This window comes from Pseudomonas sp. (genome assembly GCF_036404235.1).
Classification (GTDB): domain Bacteria; phylum Pseudomonadota; class Gammaproteobacteria; order Pseudomonadales; family Pseudomonadaceae; genus Aquipseudomonas.
The window spans coordinates 20,380-41,647 of record NZ_DASWOT010000099.1; the positions used below are offsets into that span (position 1 = coordinate 20,380).

Here is a 21,268-nt window from a genome sequence, read left to right on the forward strand (position 1 = left end):
GAAGCGGGACCGCGAGGGCCGTTGCTTTTACTGGCAGCTTGCAGCTTGATGCTCGGGGCTGTCGCCCATGAATCTGTCCGCTCCGTTCATACGTAGACCCGTGGCGACCATGCTCCTGAGCCTGGCAATCATGCTGCTGGGCGGTATGAGCTTTGGTCTGCTGCCGGTGGCGCCGCTGCCGAACATGGACTTCCCGGTCATCGTGGTGTCGGCGTCGCTGCCCGGTGCCAGCCCGGAAATCATGGCCTCCAGCGTGGCGACGCCGCTGGAACGTTCGCTCGGCGCGATTGCCGGGGTCAACACCATGAGCAGCCGGTCCAGTCAGGGCAGCACACGGGTCATCCTGCAGTTCGACTTGAACCGCGATATCAACGGCGCTGCCAGGGAAGTGCAGGCCGCAATCAACGCTTCGCGCAGCCTGTTGCCCAGCGGTATGCGCAGCATGCCGACCTACAAGAAGGTCAATCCGTCACAGGCGCCGATCATGGTCCTGTCGCTGACCTCCGATGTGTTGGAAAAAGGCGAACTGTACGACCTGGCCTCGACCATCCTGTCGCAAAGCCTGTCCCAGGTGAACGGCGTCGGCGAAGTGCAGATTGGCGGTAGCTCCTTGCCTGCCGTGCGGGTCGAGCTGGAACCGAAAATGCTCGACCAATACGGCGTCTCGCTGGACGAAGTCCGCACCACGATCACGGGCTCCAACGTTCGCAGGCCCAAGGGGTCAGTGGAGGATGCCGAGCATAACTGGCAGGTGCAGGCCAACGACCAGCTGGAAAAGGCCAAGGATTACGAGCCGCTGATCATTCGCTACCAGAACGGTGCAGCGCTACGCCTCAAGGACGTGGCCAAGGTCAAGGATTCGGTCGAAGACCGCTACAACAGCGGCTTCTTCAATGAAAATGCTGCCGTGTTGCTGGTGATCAACCGTCAGGCTGGCGCCAACATCATCGAGACCGTGGCCAGCATCAAGGCGCAGCTCCCAGCCTTGCAAGCCGTGTTACCGGCGAGCGTAAAACTGGATCTGGCCATGGACCGTTCGCCGGTGATCAAGGCTACGCTGCACGAGGCGGAAATGACCCTGCTGATCGCCGTGGTACTGGTGATTTTGGTGGTGTTTGCCTTTCTCGGTAACTTCCGCGCATCGCTGATCCCGACCCTTGCCGTACCGGTGTCGCTGGTCGGCACCTTCGCGATCATGTACCTGTGCGGATTCTCCCTGAACAACCTGTCTCTGATGGCGCTGATTCTGGCCACGGGGCTTGTGGTCGATGACGCCATTGTGGTGCTGGAGAACATTTCACGGCACATCGATCAAGGCGTACCGCCGATGCAGGCCGCCTTTCTGGGCACCAAGGAAGTCGGCTTCACCTTGCTGTCAATGAACGTGTCGCTGGTGGTGGTGTTCATTTCGATCCTGTTCATGGGCGGCCTGGTGGAAAGCCTGTTCCGCGAGTTCTCGATCACCTTGTCGGCGTCAATTGTGGTGTCGCTGATTGTGTCCCTGACGCTGACACCGATGCTCTGTGCGCGCTGGCTCAAGCCGCACGTGCCGGGGCAGGAAAACCGTTTGCAGCGCTGGAGCCAGCGCATCAACGACCGCATGGTCGCAGGTTATGACCGCAGCCTGGGCTGGGTGCTGCGGCATCGACGCCTGACCCTGCTGACGCTGCTGGTTACCGTCGGTGTCAACATCGCGCTGTATATCGTGGTGCCCAAGACTTTTCTGCCGCAACAGGACACAGGTCAACTGATGGGCTTTGTGCGTGGCGACGACGGTCTGTCGTTTTCGATCATGCAGCCGAAGATGGACATCTACCGCACAGCGATCCTCAAAGACCCCGCAGTGGAAAGCGTTGCAGGTTTTATCGGGGGCAACGGCGGAACGGGCAACGCATTCATCATCGTGCGCCTCAAGCCGATCAAGGAGCGCGGCATCGGCGCCGAGGCCGTGGTGGAGCGCCTGCGCAAGGAAATGCCGAAGGTGCCGGGCGGGCGGCTTTTTCTGGCCCCCGACCAGGACTTGCAACTGGGCGGCGGTCGCGAGCAGACCACCTCGCAGTATCAGTACATCCTGCAAAGCGGCGATCTGGATAGCCTGCGCTTGTGGTACCCGAAAGTGGTCGCAGCCCTTAAATCGCTCAAGGAGTTGACCGCCATCGATGCCAATGACGGCGGCGGTACCCAACAAGTGACCCTGAAGGTCGACCGCGACGCCGCCAAGCGTCTGGGCATCGACATGAACATGGTCACCACCATGCTCAATAACGCGTACAGCCAGCGTCAGGTTTCAACCATCTACGATCCACTGAACCAGTATCAGGTGGTGATGGAGGTCAATCCCAAATATGCCCAGGACCCGGTTACGCTGGAGCAGGTGCAGGTGATCACCGCCGACGGTGCGCGGGTACCGCTGTCGACCTTTGCCCATTACGAGCGCAGCCTGGAAGCTGACCGTGTGGCGCATGACGGCCAGTTCGCCTCCGACAACCTATCGTTCGACCTGGCTGAAGGCGTGTCGCTGGATCAGGCCACGGTCGCCATTGAGCGGGCGATTGCGGCGGTGGGCTTGCCGGAAGAAATCATCGCCAAAATGGCGGGTACCGCCGATGCCTTCGCTGCCACGCAAAAGAGCCAGCCGTGGATGATTCTAGGTGCGCTGGTGGCGGTGTATCTGGTGCTGGGGATTCTGTATGAAAGCTACGTCCACCCGCTGACCATTCTCTCGACCCTGCCGTCGGCGGGCGTCGGTGCGTTGCTCAGCATCTACCTGACGGGCGGGCAGTTCAGCCTGATCTCGCTGCTTGGGATTTTCCTGCTGATCGGCGTGGTGAAGAAGAATGCCATCCTGATGATCGATCTGGCCCTGCAACTTGAGCGTGAAGGGGGCATGACTCCCCTGGACTCGATCCGTCACGCCTGTTTGCAGCGTTTGCGACCGATTTTGATGACCACTCTGGCGGCCATTCTGGGCGCTGTCCCGTTGTTGCTGAGCAGTGCAGAAGGTGCGGAGATGCGTCGCCCCCTGGGATTGACCATCATCGGTGGGCTGATTCTCAGCCAGATGCTTACGCTGTACACCACGCCTGTCGTTTACCTTTATCTCGACCGTCTGCGTCGTCGCGTCAACACATGGCGTGGCGTGCGGACCGATGCTGCCCTGGAAACTCCGCTATGACCGATCGCTTGCATTATTCCCTGGAACAGCGGCTCCCCCTCAAACGACGCTTGGGCATCGGCATATGCGCTCTACTAATGGGCGGCTGTGCTGTCGGTCCGGACTATCACACGCCAAAAATGGATGCGCCTGCGCAGTTCAAACAAGCTCAGGGCTGGACTCAGGCCAATCCCAGCGATGCCATTACCCGGGGTGCGTGGTGGGAAATCTACGATGACCCGCAGCTAAACGCGCTGGTGGTCAAGCTCAACAGCTCGAACCAAACCGTCGCCCAGTACGAAGCGCAGTACCGCCAGGCACAGGCGTTGGTGCGCAGCGCGCGTGGCGCGTTTTTCCCGACGCTGGACCTGACTACGAGCAAAAACCGATCCAGCCAGGGCACCGGCAGCAGCAGTTCGAGCTTGAGCAGTTCAAGTAGCGGGATTCGTGATACCTATTCGGCTCAGTTGGGCGTCAGTTGGGAGGCCGATATTTGGGGCAAGTTGCGCCGTGGTCTGGAGGCTGATACGGCCAGCGCACAGGCCAGCCTTGCCGATCTGGCGTCGATGCGACTGAGCCTGCAATCGGAACTGGTGCAGAACTACCTGCAATTGCGGGTGATTGACGAGCAAAAACGCCTGCTCGAAGCAACGGTTGTGGCCTATCAGCGCTCGCTGGACCTGACGCAAAATCAGTATCGCGCAGGGGTCTCTGGACGCGATGCAGTAGCGCAGGCACAAACCCAGCTTAAGAGTACGCAGGCAGATCTGATTGATCTGGCTTGGCAACGCGCACAATTCGAAAACGCAATCGCTGTGTTGATGGGGCAGGCACCTGCCGATTTCAGCTTGCAGACAAGCAAAGATATTCCGATCCTGCCGCCGATTCCGGTGCAACTGCCGTCGCAATTGCTGGAGCGCCGCCCGGACATCGCCGCTGCCGAGCGTTCGGTGATGGCGGCCAATGCCAACATCGGCGTCGCGAAAGCGGCCTATTACCCGGATTTCACCCTGAGCATGAACGGCGGTTACAGCAGCAGCACGTTCACTAACTGGATCAGCCTGCCGAACCGTTTTTGGTCAGTGGGGCCGCAGTTGGCAATGACCCTGTTCGACGGCGGACAGCGCGGGGCAGAAGTCGACCGCACCGAGGCCGTCTACGATCAAACCGTGGCTCAGTATCGCCAGACCGTACTCGACGGCTTTCGCGAAGTTGAGGACTACATGGTCCAGCTCAAGGTCTACGAGCAGGAGGCAGGGGTGCGCGCCGAAGCGTTGGCGGCCGCCCGCGAGTCGCTGCGTCTGACCAGCAATCAGTACAAGGCCGGGTTAATTGGTTATCTGGATGTGGTCAACGTGCAAACCACGGCGTTGAGCAACGAGCGAAGTGTGCTGACCCTGCTGCAAAGCCGCCTGATTGCCAGTGTCCAGCTGATTGCGGCGTTAGGCGGGGGGTGGAACGCGCAAAGTGGCCTGAATGATCCAGACCCCACGCTGACCGAACGATAGAGCAAAACTCAGCCGATGCTGTTGCCATTTCGTTGTCGCTCACAACGAAATGGCAACAGACCCTGGGGCATCCATTGCCAGCCAAGCGCTTCATAGCGGATATTAGTGCAGCGTAACGGTGTCCGGTCCAAACCACCGTCTGACATTTGTCGCTGTGTACCCCTAAAGCATTGGGCATCGATTCGGAAAAGCACTCCATGGACAAAAATCTACTCATCACTGGCGGGTCGCGTGGCATAGGCGCCGCCACGGCCTTGTTGGCGGCAGCGCAGGGTTATCGCGTTTGCATCAATTATTTAACAAACCACGCGGCGGCGGAGCAGGTGTGCGGGCAGATTCGCGAAGCAGGCGGCCACGCCATCGCTGTACAGGCCGATGTCAGCAACGAAGACGAAATCATTCACCTGTTTGGTCGTATCGATACTGAGTTGGGTCGGCTGACCGCCCTGGTCAACAATGCTGGAACCGTGGCTCATGCATCGCGCGTTGAGTCGATGTCGGAATTTCGCCTGCTCAAAATGATGATGAGTAACGTAGTCGGGCCGATGCTGTGCAGTAAACATGCGCTGCTGCGAATGTTGCCCCGTCATGGTGGGCACGGCGGCAGCATCGTCAATGTGTCATCGGTGGCGGCGCGACTGGGCTCGCCTGGCGAGTACGTGGATTACGCAGCGTCCAAGGGCGCGTTGGACACCTTTACCATCGGCCTGGCAAAGGAAGTGGCGGGCGAGGGCGTACGCGTCAACGCGGTGCGCCCCGGTTATATTTTCACTGAGTTTCACGCCCTGAGCGGCGACCCACACCGGGTCAGCAAACTTGAGCCCACTATTCCCATGGGCCGTGGTGGCCTGGCGGACGAAGTGGCCGAGGCCATTCTATGGTTGCTGTCGGACAAAGCATCGTATTCGACCGGGACGTTTATTGATTTGGGCGGTGGACGTTGACGCTGAGCTACAACAGCAACATCTTCCCTGTTGGCGAGGCTTGCCCGCGAAGGTGGCCGCTCACATTCGGAAATCTACTGAATGTGCTGGCCTTTTCGCGGGCAAGCCTCGCTCCAACGGGGTGTCAGGCTCAATGACCCATCAACGACCGAATAATTTTGCCCAGGGTCTGCATGGCTGTTTCCGAGGTGTCAGTCCACGGGGTGCCGTAGTTCAGGCGGATGCAATTGCGAAATCGCCGTGTCGGTGAAAATATCGGGCCCGGTGCGATGCTGATGCCCTGAGCCAGCGCCGCATGAAACACCTTCAGAGCATCCACTTGCTCGGGCAGTTCCAACCACAGGAAATATCCCCCCGAAGGCGGACTGACGCGGGTCTGGGCGGGGAAGTAACGCGTTACCGCACCGAGCATCGCCCGCAATTGATCTTCGAGCGTATTGCGCAATTTACGCAGATGCCGATCATAGCCGCCGTGTTGCAGATAATCGGCAATCGCCGCCTGGGCGGGCATCGAAGCACACAGCGACGTCATCAGTTTGAGGCGTTCGACTTTCTGCGCAAACCGACCCGCCGCCACCCAACCGATTCGATATCCGGGGGCCAGGCTCTTGGCGAACGAACCGCAATGCATCACTAATCCTTCAGTGTCGAAGGCCTTGGCAGGCTTGGGCGCGTGCTGGCCGTAATACAGTTCGCCATAGACATCGTCCTCAATCAGTGGCACTTGATGCGTGCGCAGCAACTCGACCAACGCACGCTTGCGCTCTTCGGGCACCTGAGCGCCGGTGGGGTTTTGAAAGCTGGTCATGCTCCAGCAGGCTTTGATCGGGTGACGTTCCAGCGCGAGTTCAAGCACGTCCAGGTCGATGCCATTTTGCGGATGGACGGGGATCTCCACGGCCTTGAGTTTCAGCCGCTCCAGCACCTGCAAACAGGCGTAAAATGCGGGGGATTCTATCGCCACCAGGTCTGCGGGCTGAGTGACGGCCTGCAGGCAAAGATTCAAGGCTTCCAGCGCGCCATTGGTGATCAGCAACTCTTCCATTGGCAGCATCAGGCCTCCCACCATATAGCGCAACGCTATTTGCCGACGCAGCACGGGATTGCCCGGCGACAGATCAGTCACGGTGACCCGTGGGTCCATGTCACGGGTTGCGCTGGACAGAGAGCGTGCCAGCCGTTGCAGTGGAAATAACGCAGGGCTGGGGAACGCCGAGCCAAACGGAACAGTATGAGGATCCTTGATGGAGTCCAGGACCGAGAACACCAACTCGCTGACATCCACTTCGGTGGTTTCACGAACCTGTTCTGCCGCGGGAACAGCTTCCAACTCAGGCGCTGACAAGCTTGGCCCGACGAAGTTGTCATTTACAAAATAACCGGACCGTGGCCTGGCTCGGATCAGGCCCCGTCGTTCCAACAAGTAATACGCCTGGAAAACGGTAGAAGGGCTGATGCCGTGGGTTTGACTGGCATAACGTACCGAGGGTACGCGCTGCCCGGCAGCGAGCACGCCGCTGCGGATCAGTTCGGCGATGTCTTCGGCAAACTTTTCATAACGCTTCATGGTGTCTCGCTGGCGTGCGGGTAGAGGGGAGCCGTCAGCGCAGACTATGAGCGTAAAACTGTATTCGGAACAGCGTCACATGGCTCTATAAAAAGCAGATCAGATGAACATGTTCTTTGCGTTCTACCCGCAGGGCTTGGCAAAAGCCGATGTGATCAAATCACCGGGGAATCTTCTCCCGGTTCGACGCCAATCGTGTGGTGGCGCAGGTCCTTGGCTTTATACACGGTCAGGGCATCCGCTTCGGCTTCGGTAATGGGCACCTTGTGTCCGCCGATGTTGGCCTCGGACATGTGCGTTGTGTCGTTGGTAGTGATTTCCACATCGGTCACCGCGCTGCGGCATTCAATATCGTCGATAACGGCGCTGCAGTATTGGTGAGTGCTGTCGAATTCCAGTGGCATGGTCGTTCTCCTTGCGGGCTATACGGTTTATGACTGCGCTTGGTCGGCAATGTTCTTCATTGTCTGACCGCAGGTAGCCGTAGCCAGCAATTGCCCCTCTGCACTCTGACCCTAGGCTGCTGTCCATCCCTTACGCCTGTGCAAAAAGGGAAAGACATGAACAGTTGGTGGCAGGAAGTTGTCGACACACTTCACGCAGAGTTTTCCGACATTGCTGACCCCTCACAGCTGACGCGCGTCACCGTGCGGCTGCTCATTGTGGCGATTCTCGGTGGGATTCTTGGCTTCGAGCGCGAACACAAGGGCAAGGCTGCCGGAGTGCGAACGCACATGCTGGTAGCGATGGGGGCGGCGTTATTCGTCTTGGTGCCGCGCATGGCTGGCGCCGATGACGCAGCCCTCAGTCGCGTGGTGCAAGGTATCGTGGCCGGCATCGGCTTTCTTGGCGCCGGCACGATTCTCAAGGGTAATGAAATCAATGTATCGAAGGTCAAGGGCCTGACCACCGCAGCAGGGCTGTGGATGACGGCAGCTATAGGCATCGCCGCAGGCATGGGCCGGGAAGCAACGGCGGTACTGAGTACGATTCTGGCGTTGGGTATTTTCAGCCTGATGCCGATGATCGTTAATCGCTTTGATCCGCCGTCGGAGCGAGACGGCGGATCGCATCAGCCGTGATCGTGTGGCGGAACAAGTGCAGGGCTGGCCCAGAAGATCCGGGCAAGCCTCGTTCCCCTACCGCAACCGCTTTGTCGTCCAGACCCCGCGCTGTCGCACGGCAAACACGAGAGCTACATAAAATCATTTTCAGCAAATGCATCCCCAAGAATCGCGGGCGGCTCCTTCGATGGAGGGTCGCCTACTGGCGGCTCAATCACTGGCGGCACAGTGTCAGGCGGCAGTTCCTGAGGTTTTGGCACAGGCAGTTGTGGGTCATCGATATTGGGATCGGGCGTTTCTGCGGGAATGGGAATGTTCATTTCGTCACCCTCCTGAATCAGTACAACGACTCTGACTCCAATAGCAGCCCATAATTCCGGACGTTTTTTTGGGCGGGGGGCACTTTAGTGAGCCGTTGCGCAGTTAACGGTTGGCTTTATTTACATAGGTTGACCCCACGCTTATCAGCGAGCGGCGAGCACAGCTTCGAACTCCCTATTAAGCTCTGGATTAATCAGTTTTAGGCGCCTGCGGGGCGCGTTTGAGACGCGGACACACGACGCCAGACAATACGGCTGTCAACGTGCCATCCTGACCTGATTATGTTGCCGATAGCGACGATAGCCACGGGACCGATTGGGTTGAACTTTTTTAGGTCCGAACCGTTCGGAACCTATGCGGCGGCGATGTCGGGGTGTGGTCGACCTGGCACGCGCCCAATGATGTGTTTAACGGACATTTTAAATGGACTCGCACAAAGAGCGTCCCTGAGGGCGTGAGGAGTGATGCTCGATGAATGTGACTGCTGATCAGCCGTACGGTCCGGATTCTCTGGCCACCGATAGCCCCCATCCAACTCGACCGCTGCCGCTGACCCAAGCGTTGCAGCTACCGAGGATTGTCATTGAAGACACCACGCCGGTCATCGACGGCGGTCAGTTTGCGGCCAAAGCCATTATTGGCCAGCCGGTTTCCGTGACCAGTAAGGTCTACGCCGATGGTCACGACAAAATGGCCGTGCGTGTCTGCTGGCGCGCAATTGATGAAGAAGGTTGGCACACCACGCCCTTGCGCGAACGGGTCAACGACAGTTGGGTCGGTGAGTTCACCCCGACCCGCGTGACGCGTTACGTATTCCGCCTGGAAGCCTGGATCGATCAATTCGCCAGCTATCGATACGAGCTGGAGAAAAAGTACTCGGCGGGGGTCTCGATCAGCCTGGAGCTGGAAGAAGGGCGCTTGCATCTGGTGCAGGCCATCGGGCGCAGTCACGATCAAGTGCGCGGGCAGATCGAGGCCGTGCTGAAACAGTTTCTGGAAAACTCCGAGGAGGAAGCTCAAGTCGCTTTGCTGCTGCACAGCGAAACGGCAGCAGCGATGGCTCAGGCGGATAATCATGCCTATTTGAGCCGCAGCATTGAGTTCCCGCTGGACGTCGAGCGTGAGCTGGCGCAATTCGCCAGTTGGTATGAGCTGTTCCCGCGCTCGATCACTGACGACAAGACACGTCATGGCACCTTTAACGATGTGCATGGCCGTTTGCCGATGATCCGCGACATGGGCTTCGACGTGTTGTATTTCCCTCCGATTCATCCGATTGGCCGCGCTCATCGCAAGGGGCCTAACAATGCCCTTGAGGCGGGGGCTGATGACCCTGGCAGCCCCTACGCAATTGGCGGTGCCGAGGGTGGCCATGAGGCGATTCATCCGCAGCTCGGCACGCGTGAGGATTTCCGCAATCTGGTCGCCGCTGCTGCCGAGCACGGCCTGGAAATCGCTTTGGATTTTGCCATTCAATGTTCCCAGGATCATCCGTGGCTCAAAGAGCATCCGGGTTGGTTTTCGTGGCGGCCGGATGGCACGATCCGTTACGCGGAAAATCCACCAAAAAAATACCAGGACATCGTCAACGTCGACTTTTATGCGCCGGATGCCATTCCGAGCCTATGGCTGGAGTTGCGCGATGTGGTATTGGGCTGGGTCGAGGAGGGCGTGAAGGTTTTCCGTGTCGATAACCCGCACACCAAGCCGCTGCCTTTCTGGCAATGGATGATCGCCGACATTCGCAGCCAACACCCGGATGTGATGTTTCTGGCCGAGGCCTTTACCAAACCGGCGATGATGGCGCGCTTGGGCAAGGTCGGCTACTCGCAGAGTTACACCTATTTCACCTGGCGCAACACCAAGGCCGAACTGGCCGAATACTTGACGCAGCTCAACGAGGTGCCTTGGCGCGATTGCTATCGTCCGAATTTCTTCGTCAATACGCCGGACATCAACCCACCCTTTCTACACACCTCGGGCCGCCCTGGCTTTTTGATTCGTGCGGCGTTGGCGACCATGGGTTCCGGCTTGTGGGGCATGTATTCAGGTTTTGAGTTGTGTGAATCGGCACAGGTGCCAGGCAAAGAGGAATACCTGGACTCCGAGAAATATGAAATTCGCCCCAGGGACTTTACTGCGCCGGGCAACATTATCGCCGAGATCGCCCAGCTCAATCGCATTCGCCGGCAAAACCCGGCGTTGCAGACGCATCTTGGTTTGAAGCTGTATAACGCCTGGAACGACAACATTCTGTATTTCGGTAAGCGCAGCGTCGATGGCAGTAACTTCGTACTGGTGGCCGTTAGTCTCGACCCTTTCAACGCGCAAGAGGCACATTTTGAACTTCCGTTGTGGGAACTCGGGCTGCCTGATGATGCGGTCACCCAAGGCGAGGATTTGATGACCGGGCATATCTGGAACTGGTACGGCAAAACGCAGTTCATGCGCATCGACCCGTCCTATCAGCCCTTTGGGATCTGGCGCTTCCAGGCCGCAAATCAATAATTAAAAGGGATGTCACAATGGCGAAAAAGCCTCGCAGTGCCGCCTTCATCAACGATCCGCTTTGGTACAAGGACGCGGTGATTTACCAGGTACACGTCAAATCCTATTTCGATTCTAACAACGACGGGATCGGGGATTTTCCAGGGCTGATTGCCAAACTTGATTACATCGCCAAGCTTGGCGTCAACACCATTTGGCTGCTGCCATTCTACCCATCGCCGCGTCGCGATGACGGCTATGACATCGCCGATTACCACGGTGTACACAGCGACTACGGCACCCTGGCCGATGCCAGGAAGTTCATCGCCGAGGCGCACAAGCGCGGGCTGCGGGTGATCACCGAACTGGTGATCAATCACACCTCCGATCAACACCCGTGGTTTCAGAAGGCTCGCGCGGCCAAGAAGGGCTCCAGGGCACGGGATTTCTATGTCTGGTCCGACAGTGACCAGAAGTACGATGGCACGCGGATCATTTTTCTCGACACCGAAAAATCCAACTGGACCTGGGACCCGGTCGCGGGGCAGTACTTCTGGCACCGCTTCTATTCTCACCAACCGGACCTGAACTTCGACAACCCCCAGGTCATGAAAGCGGTGCTCGATGTCATGCGCTACTGGCTGGACATGGGCATTGACGGCTTGCGACTGGATGCAATCCCGTACCTCATCGAACGGGACGGCACCAATAACGAAAACCTGCCAGAAACTCACGCTGTTCTTAAACAGATTCGTGCTGAAATCGACGCCAATTATCCCGACCGCATGTTGTTGGCGGAGGCTAACCAATGGCCGGAAGACACTCAGCTGTACTTTGGCGACAAGAAAGGCAAAGACGGCGACGAATGCCACATGGCGTTCCACTTCCCGCTGATGCCGCGCATGTACATGGCAGTGGCACAGGAAGACCGGTTTCCGATCACTGACATTCTGCGCCAGACACCGGAAATTCCGGAAAACTGCCAATGGGCGATTTTCCTGCGCAACCACGATGAGCTGACCCTTGAAATGGTCACCGACCGTGAGCGTGACTATCTGTGGAACTACTATGCCGCCGACCGCCGGGCCAGGATCAACCTCGGCATCCGCCGCCGCCTCGCGCCGCTACTTGAGCGCGATCGTCGTCGAGTCGAGCTGCTCAACAGCATGTTGCTGTCTATGCCGGGCACACCAACCCTGTATTACGGCGACGAAATCGGCATGGGCGACAACATTTACCTGGGCGACCGTGACGGCGTGCGCACGCCCATGCAGTGGTCGATAGACCGCAACGGCGGGTTCTCGCGCGCGGACCCGGCGAGCCTGGTGCTGCCGCCGATCATGGACCCGCTGTATGGTTTTCAGTCGATCAACGTTGAAACCCAGGACCGTGACCCGCATTCATTGCTCAATTGGACGCGGCGCATGCTGGCTGTGCGTAAACAGCAGAAGGCGTTCGGCCGGGGCACACTGAAAATGCTCTCGCCGAGCAACCGCCGCATCCTGGCGTATACCCGCGAATACACCGGGCCAGACGGCAAGACTGAAATCATCCTGTGCGTAGCCAACGTGTCGAGAGCTTCTCAAGCCGCTGAGCTGGACCTGTCGCTCTACGTGGGTACTGTGCCGGTCGAGATGCTCGGCGGCAGCGCGTTTCCGCCGATTGGCCAGTTGACCTACCTGTTGACGCTGGCGCCATACGGCTTCTATTGGTTCTTGCTGGCCACCGAGAATCAGATGCCCAGTTGGCACGTGGAACCTGCGCAAAGTCTGCCGGACTTCCCGACGCTGGTGCTCAAGAAACGCCTGGAAGAACTGCTCGACCAGCCGCTGCGCAATACCATGGAGCGAGCGTCGTTGGCGGTTTATCTGCCCAAGCGCCGCTGGTTCGCTGGCAAGGGGTCGGCCATCGATCAGGTTCATATCGCGTATGCCGTTCGTTTTGGCGACGCAGTGCGGCCTGTGCTGCTCAGCGAAATCGAGGTCACCTCGGGGGGGGAGACGGTTCGTTATCAGTTGCCTTTCGGGTTGCTGGCAGAGGATGACATCAGCACCGCGCTGCCACAGCAATTGGCGCTGGCCCGCGTACGCCGGGGCCGCCAGGTTGGGTTTATCACCGATGCATTTACGCTGGAGACATTCATCCGGGCGGTGATTCAGGGGATGCATGACGAAACGGTGCTGCCTTGCAGCGACGGTGAATTGCGCTTCGAGCAGACCACGCAACTCGCGCCGCTAGGGCTCAACAGCGAATCCGAAGTGCGTTACCTGTCTGCCGAACAGTCCAACAGTTCGGTGGTGGTCGGTGGATCGTTGGTGCTGAAAATGATCCGCCGGGTTGCATCCGGCATTCATCCTGAACTGGAAATGGGCGCCTATCTGACCAAAGCTGGTTATAGACACATCTCGCCTTTGCTCGGTGCGGTGGTACGGCTCGACCCAAAAGGTCAGAGCAATCTGCTGATGATTGCCCAAGGTTATTTGAGCAATCAGGGTGATGCCTGGGAATGGACACAAAACAATCTTGAACGCGCGGTGCGCGACGAGATGACCCATGGCCGCTCCGAGATTGAACAGCACGTCAATGCATTGCTGGAACTCAAAGCGTTCGCAGCCCTTTTGGGGCAACGCCTGGGCGAAATGCACGGGGTGCTCAGTGCGCCCACCGACAACCCCGACTTCAAGACCGAGAACACCAGCATCAAGGACAGCCAGGCATTGGCCAAGAGCGTCAGCGCGCAATTGGACCGCGCCTTGCACTTACTGGAGCAACATCGAGCAACGTTGGAGCCCAAAGATCAGCAACTGGTGGGTGAGTTGCTGAACAAGCGCAAACAGCTACTGGCGCATGTGCAAACCCTTGCGAAGCAATCGGTCGGGGGCTTGCGCATGCGTGTCCACGGCGACCTGCACCTGGGGCAAGTGCTGGTAGTGAAAGGCGATGCGTACCTGATCGATTTCGAGGGTGAACCGGCGCGTGCGCTGGAGGAGCGTCGTGGGAAATTCAGCCCGTTCAAAGACGTCAGCGGCGTACTGCGTTCTTTCGACTACGCTGCGGCAATGGCGGTACGCAACGCCCAGAGCGCGGACAACTCACCAGAGGCCAGCGCAGCTCGGCGGCGTGTTGCCCAAACCTATTTAAGCCAGGCGCGTGACGCGTTCATCGACGGCTATCGCAAAGCCACGGTGGACATGGCCCATGACTGGAAAGATGCCAAGGGGGAGGGCGCTGCGTTGGCGTTATTCACCTTGGAAAAAACTGCTTATGAAGTGGCCTATGAAGCTGAAAACCGCCCGACCTGGTTGTCCGTGCCGTTGCAAGGCTTGCGTGGGTTACTGACATTGTCTGATGGAGAGTGAAAATGAGTGCGTCTGACCAATTGGGCAAAGGCAACCCCGCGTTGTTGCCCAGCGCTGTCGACATGGACGCGTTGTTGCCCAGCGCTGTCGACATGGACGCGTTGATCCGCGCCGAACACAGCGACCCGTTCTCCATGCTCGGCCCGCACGATGATGGCGAGAACGGACAAATCATCCGTGCTTACCTGCCCAACGCGCTGAGCGTCCGGGTGCTGTCGCGTGACAACCACGAAGACCTCGGCGAGTTGAGCATGAGCGACAAGCCCGGTTTTTTTGCCGGGCGTTTTCCAACGCGTCAACCCTATCTATTGAAAATCAATTGGGCCACCGGCGAGCAGATCACTGAAGATCCTTACAGCTTCGGCCTGCTGTTGGGCGAAATGGATTTGTATCTGTTTGCCGAGGGGAACCACCGCGACCTGAGCAGCGCCTTGGGGGCGCAAGTGGTCAACGTCGAAGGCGTGGACGGTGTACGTTTTTCGGTCTGGGCGCCTAATGCGCGTCGGGTTTCCGTGGTGGGTGACTTCAACAGTTGGGATGGCCGGCGACACCCGATGCGCCAGCGTAATCCCTCCGGCGTCTGGGAGATTTTCATCCCGCGTCTGACGCCAGGCGAGGCATACAAATACGAAATCCTCGGTCAGCATGGCATCTTGCCGCTCAAGGCCGACCCCATGGCGCTGGCGACAACCCTGCCACCGGACACTGCGTCCCGCGTGGCATCGCCGTTACAGTTCGACTGGCAAGACAACGACTGGATGCAGTCGCGTGGCGAAAAACACGATATCAAAGCGCCGCTGTCGATCTACGAACTTCACGCGGGCTCCTGGCAGTGGCATCACGGCGGTGAAGACGAGCCTGATCGGCCTTACAACTGGCATGAATTGGCCGGCAAACTCATTCCGTATATCAAGGACCTGGGCTTCACCCACATCGAGCTGATGCCGATCATGGAGCACCCGTTTGGCGGCTCGTGGGGCTACCAATTGCTGTCACAGTTTGCGCCATCGGCACGCTACGGCTCACCGCACGACTTCGCTGAATTTATCAATGCCTGTCACCAGAATGACATCGGCGTGATCCTCGATTGGGTGCCGGCGCACTTCCCGACCGACGCCCACGGTCTGGCGCAATTTGACGGCACCGCGTTGTACGAATACGGCAACCCGCAAGAAGGTTTTCACCAGGATTGGGACACCCTGATTTACAACCTGGGCCGCACTGAAGTGCATGGCTTCATGATTGCCTCGGGGCTGCATTGGCTGAAGCATTTCCACGTTGACGGCCTGCGCGTGGACGCCGTGGCATCCATGTTGTATCGCGACTATTCACGTAAAGCCGGCGAATGGGTGCCGAACCGTTACGGTGGCCGCGAAAATCTGGAAGCCATCGATTTCCTGCGTCATCTGAACGATGTCGTTAAGCTCGAAGCACCGGGTGCATTGGTCATCGCCGAGGAGTCCACGGCCTGGCCGGGCGTCACGCAACCTGTGCAGCAGGGAGGCTTGGGTTTTGACTACAAATGGAACATGGGTTGGATGCACGACACGTTGCATTACATCGAACAGGACCCGATTCACCGCGCCCATCATCATGGCGAACTCAGCTTCGGCTTGATATACGCATGGTCCGAGCGGTTTATTCTGCCGATCTCCCATGACGAAGTGGTTCATGGCAAGCACTCGTTGATCGACAAGATGCCTGGTGATCGCTGGCAGAAGTTTGCCAACCTGCGGGCTTATCTGGCGTTCATGTGGACCCATCCGGGCAAGAAGCTGTTGTTCATGGGCTGCGAATTCGGGCAATGGCGCGAGTGGGACCACGACACCGAACTTGATTGGCACTTCCTGCAGTACGCGGAGCACAAGGGCGTACACACGTTGGTCAGGGACTTGAACCGGCTGTATCGCTCGCAAAAGGCTCTGCACGAGCAGGACTGCCAGCCGCAGGGTTTCCAGTGGTTGATTGGTGATGACGCCGCCAACAGCGTGTATGCGTATTTGCGCTGGAGTGCGGCGGGCGAGCCTGTATTGGTGGTCGCTAACCTGACGCCGGTGCCGCGTCAGGGTTATCGGATTGGCGTACCCTTTACTGGCAAATGGGCTGAACTGCTCAACAGCGACGCAAGCCTGTACGCAGGATCGAACATGGGCAACGGTGGTGGCGTGAATACCGACGACATCAAGAGCCACGGGCAGCCGGTCTCGGTGTCGCTGAACCTGCCACCGCTGGCGGTTTTGATTCTTAAGCCGGTGGGTGGTGGGGACTGATGCACTCGTTTCACAGAAGCCTTCGAGCACGCTCGCTCTCACAGGGCATGCGTTCCTGAGCCTTCATTTATAGGGGCTTTATGGCCAACACGCAGTGTAGAAGCGCGGCTTGTCCCGCGACCTGGCGCGCAGCGGCAGTAAAGCCAGTTTGCGCGGTGTGTCTGTCACACCGCGTGCTCAGGTTTTACGCCGGGTTCCCCGCCGGTCGCGGGACAAGCCCGGCTCCTACGGAGTGAAATAAGAGCGGCTTACCAACTCACCCGCACGCCCAGGTTGGCGATGATGCCGTTGAGGTCGTTGTCATCGACGTTACTGCTGTAATCGGCGCTGGCATACAGACTCACCCCTTTGCCCACTTTTGCGATAAACCCAACCCCAAGGTCTGCGGTCGTCGATTGATGATCGCTTTCAACCCGCGTCACGTGGTCGAACGTTACGGTGTCGGTGCCATTGAATGTGCGCCACAGGTTGGCGCGCGCGTAGGGCTCGAATGGCACGCCTTGCACAACATAACGCCCTTTGAGACGGGCGCCGACTCTTGCGGTGTTGTACGCATCGGAATCAAAAGACACCTCGGCTATCCCGTCGTTCTGGGCATCCAGGTGAATCCGTTGATGGATGAACTGCGCCTGCGGTTCGAGCACCCAATTGGGAGATAGCTTGATCGGGTAGCCCGCTTCCAGCGACAGACTCAGCGCATGGCCTTGGGTGTCGATGCGCACGCCGCGATCCGAGCGGCTATAACCGTCCAGCCGCGTGCCCATGATCACTGCATCAACGTACCCGGCGGAAGGTCCGATCAGCGTCCAGTACGCACCCAGTGAATCGCCTTCGAGTTTGATCTTGCCCGTCTTGCGATTGTCGAAGCCTTCGGCGAAGCCCTCAACGTGCCCGTCCATTCGGCTGTGTGCGACAAACAGGCCCAGACGCTGATTACTGCCTCCAGCCGTTTGAAGTGCGTACAGGTCGTGGCCGATCTGATAGCCCTTGATTGAGGCGTCGAGTTTGGGATCGACAGTGCCTGACCAGCTTTGTTTGAAGTCGTTGCTCAACATCCGTCCCCATGCGGCGGGCACCACGCCCGTCTCGTCGAGCAGGCTTTGATCGCCCTGGCGGTCATGAAAGGTGCCAAGCACCGTGGTGGTCAGTACGGTGACGGCGGGTGGCACCACTGAATAATTGGGCACTTCCTGACGATACAACGTGATAGGCGCAGCACCCACGACTGCAACCGGCAAGACCGGCGTGCCAATGGCCGCCACTGGCGCCGTGGCGGCAGGAACAATTACCGGCGCCGTCGGCGGAACGGGAGCCGCAGGCGTAGTAGGCTCGGTTGGGGCAGTTGGGGCAGTTGGGGCGGTAGGCGTAACAGGTTCGGTGGGAGGTACCGCAGCTGGAGCGGCTGGTGGGGCTACCACTGCCGAACGCAGGTACCAGTTGTTCTCGGAGCCTGCGTCCACACCGCCCTTGAACAGGTAGTACTGATAGGCGCCTGCCGACAGCGAGCCCTTCAGGGAAAACGCCGCGTTATCACTGACAGCCCCGTCCGTGGCTTGCACCACCTCAATACCATTTTGTGCGGTAAAAGCGCCGGTTCCGCCGAGATTGGTTACGTCGATTTGCGTCGTGCCACCGAGTGCGCCACCCGTCACCACCAATTTGTCGCTCGGCGATTGGTCGCCTGCCAATACTGATTGCAGAAGTAACCGGGCATTGTTACCCACGTAGTTGCCGCGCACGGTCAATGTGTCCACCGCGCTGCTGCTACCCGTGGTCATGTCCAGCGTGCCCGCGTTGTTCAGCGTCGCAAGCTGGCCTGCGGCAAAGGGGCTAATCGAGCCTGCGCTTGAACTCACCACACTGCTGGCATCGACATTCAATACGCCCGTTGCGCTGACGCTGTCACCCAGCACAAAATTACCGGCCAGGTCCAGGTGGGAAGCGTTGTTCAGGCTTACCGATTCCCAATTGATGTAGCGGCTGGGGACTGCGGTGCTTGTCGCATCGAACGTCAGCGTATCGACCCCCGCCCCGCCATCGAGCAGGGGATTCGAAGAGAGATTGGCCTCCGTGAGGTTAGCCACTGTTGCACGGTCGTTGCCGTCGCCCATCAATACGCTGCCACGCATAAAGCCGTTGTCGCGCCAGATGAACAGGTCATCGCCAAAACTGGCGCGGACTCCACCGCGTACCTCGCCACCGCTGAATGTGATGCTGTCGTTGCCACCGCTGACACTGATCGCGCCGCCGATGAGGCCGCCGGACACGATGATGGTGTCCTTGCCAAAACCTGTGACGAGGTTATTGACGATGGTCCCGCCTGACATGTCGAAAAGATTATCGTCGAGTTTCATGTCTACCCGGCCGATGGTGCCTCCCGTCATTCGAGCGGAATCACCGTCTTCAAATGCGTTGGTGATGGTGCCGCCGGTCATCAGGAAGGTGTCAAAACCATCGCCTTGGGTCAGCGAACGCATCGTGCCGCCGCTCATGAAGAAATCGTCGGGATCAAAACTTTGATTGACGTCGCCGGTGATGGTCCCTTGGGTGATGCGGAACTGATCCGTCCCGGCGCCCTGATTGAAGTCGCCCACGATACTGCCGGAATTCATATCGATACGATCGTTGCCGGCCCCAAAGGTCACGCTGCCAACGATAGAACCTGTACCGCCCGCAGGGAAGATGAGTACGTTATTACCGCCGGGGTTGGTCAGCGGACCGCTGCTGCCGCTGTCACAGATTTGCGTATCGCCGCCCACCGTGGACACCAGGTTGCAGGCGCCCTGCGAAGCGATAGGCACTGCAAGAATAATGGATGCCGAGAACCAGCAGGCGCTACGCATTCCTTTGTTGCGGAGGACGTTGTCCATGTCCGCTCTCCCTGAGCGTGGGGTCAGGGAGAGCGAAGAACATCCAAAACCTACCCGGTGACCGTCCAGCAATACTGAGTCATTTCAGTATGATCAATGTTCAGTCAAGGACGCATACCGGGTTACGTCAATGTCTTGACCGACCGATGGTGCTTACGCCAGTAGGCTCCGCGCATGCCGTGCCCTCACACCCACGTATCGATCTGCGTGCGGCGAGACAACAACACCGTCAACGCAAGACCTGCGAGCGATAACAACGCCGCGAAAAAAAAGATCGCTCCATACCCCACGCCCAACGCGATGGCGCCCATCAGCGGCCCCGCGATAGCCAACGCCAGATCGAAGAACACCGCATAAGCACTCAAGCCTGCGCCGCGGCTGCTGTTGGGGACCTGCTTGATGGCCTCAACCCCAATGGCCGGATACACCAATGACAAGCCGAACCCGGTCAAGGCTGCACCGATCAGGGTAAATGTCGTGTTCGGCGAGGCCCACAGCAACAGCAGCCCAACGGTTTCGATGGCGATGCACGTGATCGCCGAACGAAAGCCACCGAAACGATTGATGGCATTGATAAAAAGCAGCCGTGCGACGATGAAGCAGATGCCAAATACCGTCAGACACCATGCCGCACCGTCCCAGCCGCGACTGATATAGAACAGGGTAATGAAGGTCGTAAGCGTGCCATAACCGATTGAGGTCAGGGTCAGACTCAGGCCAAAAGGCGCTACACGTCCGAACACTGACCAAAATGGCATTCGTTCACCACGGATCACCGGCACTGAGGGTTTGTTGCGAATCAGCAACAATGCGCCGCAGGCCATGATCGTCAGCGCAACACCAAGGGTAATGAACCCCAGGCTGTCCACCATGACGACGCCCAGCGGAGCGCCGATGGCAATGGCGCCATAGGAGGCGATACCGTTCCAGGAGATCGAACGGGCCATATGCTCCGGACCTACCTGGCCGATGCACCAACTGATCGTGCCCACGCCGATCAGTCCTTGCGATACGCCCAAAAACAACCGGGAGATGATCAAAATGGTCAGACTCACCGTCGCCAAGCTGTCCAGTAGGCTGGCCAGGACAGTCAGTACGCCGCTCAGGGCAATCCCGCTAAGGCCATAAACAATGGCGCGCTTGGTGCCGATGTTGTCCGAGATCCTGCCGGCCACGGGACGGCTGAGTAGGGTGGCCAGGTATTGCGCGCCAATGGTCAGGCCGGCGACGACTGCGCTGAAACCCAGCTGGTTATGGACGTAGCCAGGCATCACGGCAATTGGCAGGCCGATGCACAGGAAGGCAATAAAGGTATAGAAAACGATAGAAACTATTTGCAGAGTGACCGCCAAGGTGTTGGCGTTTGACGCGGGCATTGGCGGTGGCAGGGCGGCAGACATTAGGCTCTTCGCTGGCAGGCGGTGGGAGTGCCATCATCATCGCCCGTGAACGCAATAAAAGAAAGCAGCCTAACGATTTCAACGGGGTACATGGGGTAAACAGGTGTATAAAAAAACCCGTCGCAAAGACATAATGCTGTTCACTTAAGCATTTGAGCTCACGCCAGGGTTCCTAGAAAATCCGATACCAGATATCTGGCATCGGATTTTTTATGTCTGTTCAACAGCACCTGCTCGACCTCGGCGACCTTTTCAACTTCTCTGACTTGAGTACCTTCACTCAAAATATCCCCGTTGAGTGGGTGGCATCTGCTCTGGATCTCT

General features: G+C 58.6%; 12 protein-coding genes. 7 read left to right on the forward strand and 5 right to left on the reverse strand.

The genetic code is table 11. The annotated features are described in order from the left end of the window. Positions 1 to 67: 67 nt before the first annotated feature. From VGC62_RS12570 to VGC62_RS12580, 3 genes are all read left to right on the forward strand, one after another. Entirely contained in the window at positions 68 to 3,175 is a 3,108-nt protein-coding gene (locus VGC62_RS12570) for an efflux RND transporter permease subunit (RefSeq protein WP_331187405.1), read from the forward strand. Next, entirely contained in the window at positions 3,172 to 4,662 is a 1,491-nt protein-coding gene (locus VGC62_RS12575; RefSeq protein WP_331187406.1) for an efflux transporter outer membrane subunit, read from the forward strand. The genes VGC62_RS12570 and VGC62_RS12575 overlap by 4 nt, the downstream gene beginning before the upstream one ends. A 197-nt stretch (positions 4,663 to 4,859) precedes the next feature. Continuing rightward, positions 4,860 to 5,606 carry an SDR family oxidoreductase gene (locus tag VGC62_RS12580; protein ID WP_331187407.1) on the forward strand — a complete coding sequence of 249 codons (747 nt, stop codon included), beginning with the start codon at positions 4,860 to 4,862 and terminating at the stop codon, positions 5,604 to 5,606. Positions 5,607 to 5,736: 130 nt separating this feature from the next. On the opposite strand, the gene mapR is transcribed toward VGC62_RS12580, so the two are convergent. Both mapR and VGC62_RS12590 read right to left on the reverse strand, forming a co-directional pair. Beyond that, positions 5,737 to 7,173 (reverse strand): GntR family transcriptional regulator MpaR, encoded by a 1,437-nt coding sequence (gene mapR, locus VGC62_RS12585; protein WP_331187408.1) that lies wholly within the window; start codon positions 7,171 to 7,173, stop codon positions 5,737 to 5,739. A gap of 155 nt (positions 7,174 to 7,328) precedes the next feature. Next, positions 7,329 to 7,577: a DUF3203 family protein gene (locus VGC62_RS12590; RefSeq protein WP_331187409.1), complete on the reverse strand. Its 249-nt coding sequence runs from the start codon at positions 7,575 to 7,577 to the stop codon at positions 7,329 to 7,331. A gap of 156 nt (positions 7,578 to 7,733) precedes the next feature. Here VGC62_RS12590 and VGC62_RS12595 point away from each other — a divergent pair, with 156 nt between their 5' ends. Then, positions 7,734 to 8,255 carry an MgtC/SapB family protein gene (locus VGC62_RS12595; protein WP_331187410.1) on the forward strand — a complete coding sequence of 174 codons (522 nt, stop codon included), beginning with the start codon at positions 7,734 to 7,736 and terminating at the stop codon, positions 8,253 to 8,255. Positions 8,256 to 8,368: 113 nt separating this feature from the next. Here VGC62_RS12595 and VGC62_RS12600 read toward each other — a convergent pair whose 3' ends face one another. Next, positions 8,369 to 8,557, reverse strand: coding sequence for a hypothetical protein (locus VGC62_RS12600; RefSeq protein WP_331187411.1), 189 nt, complete (start codon positions 8,555 to 8,557; stop codon positions 8,369 to 8,371). 472 nt (positions 8,558 to 9,029) lie between these two features. Between VGC62_RS12600 and VGC62_RS12605 the strand changes: the two genes are divergently transcribed. The 3 genes from VGC62_RS12605 to glgB all read left to right on the forward strand — a co-directional run bounded on the left by VGC62_RS12605 (position 9,030) and on the right by glgB (position 16,674). Beyond that, positions 9,030 to 11,066: an alpha-1,4-glucan--maltose-1-phosphate maltosyltransferase gene (locus tag VGC62_RS12605; protein WP_331187412.1), complete on the forward strand. Its 2,037-nt coding sequence runs from the start codon at positions 9,030 to 9,032 to the stop codon at positions 11,064 to 11,066. Positions 11,067 to 11,083: 17 nt separating this feature from the next. Next, positions 11,084 to 14,404, forward strand: coding sequence for a maltose alpha-D-glucosyltransferase (gene treS / locus VGC62_RS12610; protein ID WP_331187413.1), 3,321 nt, complete (start codon positions 11,084 to 11,086; stop codon positions 14,402 to 14,404). A 62-nt stretch (positions 14,405 to 14,466) separates the two neighbouring features. Further along, complete coding sequence (gene glgB, locus VGC62_RS12615; RefSeq protein ID WP_414705790.1) at positions 14,467 to 16,674, forward strand: 1,4-alpha-glucan branching protein GlgB; 2,208 nt, start codon at positions 14,467 to 14,469, stop codon at positions 16,672 to 16,674. Positions 16,675 to 16,922: 248 nt separating this feature from the next. On the opposite strand, the gene VGC62_RS12620 is transcribed toward glgB, so the two are convergent. Continuing rightward, complete coding sequence (locus tag VGC62_RS12620) at positions 16,923 to 19,544, reverse strand: autotransporter outer membrane beta-barrel domain-containing protein (RefSeq protein WP_414705789.1); 2,622 nt, start codon at positions 19,542 to 19,544, stop codon at positions 16,923 to 16,925. Between the two features lie 185 nt (positions 19,545 to 19,729). Continuing rightward, positions 19,730 to 20,944, reverse strand: coding sequence for an MFS transporter (locus VGC62_RS12625; RefSeq protein ID WP_331187415.1), 1,215 nt, complete (start codon positions 20,942 to 20,944; stop codon positions 19,730 to 19,732). Positions 20,945 to 21,268: the final 324 nt, after the last annotated feature.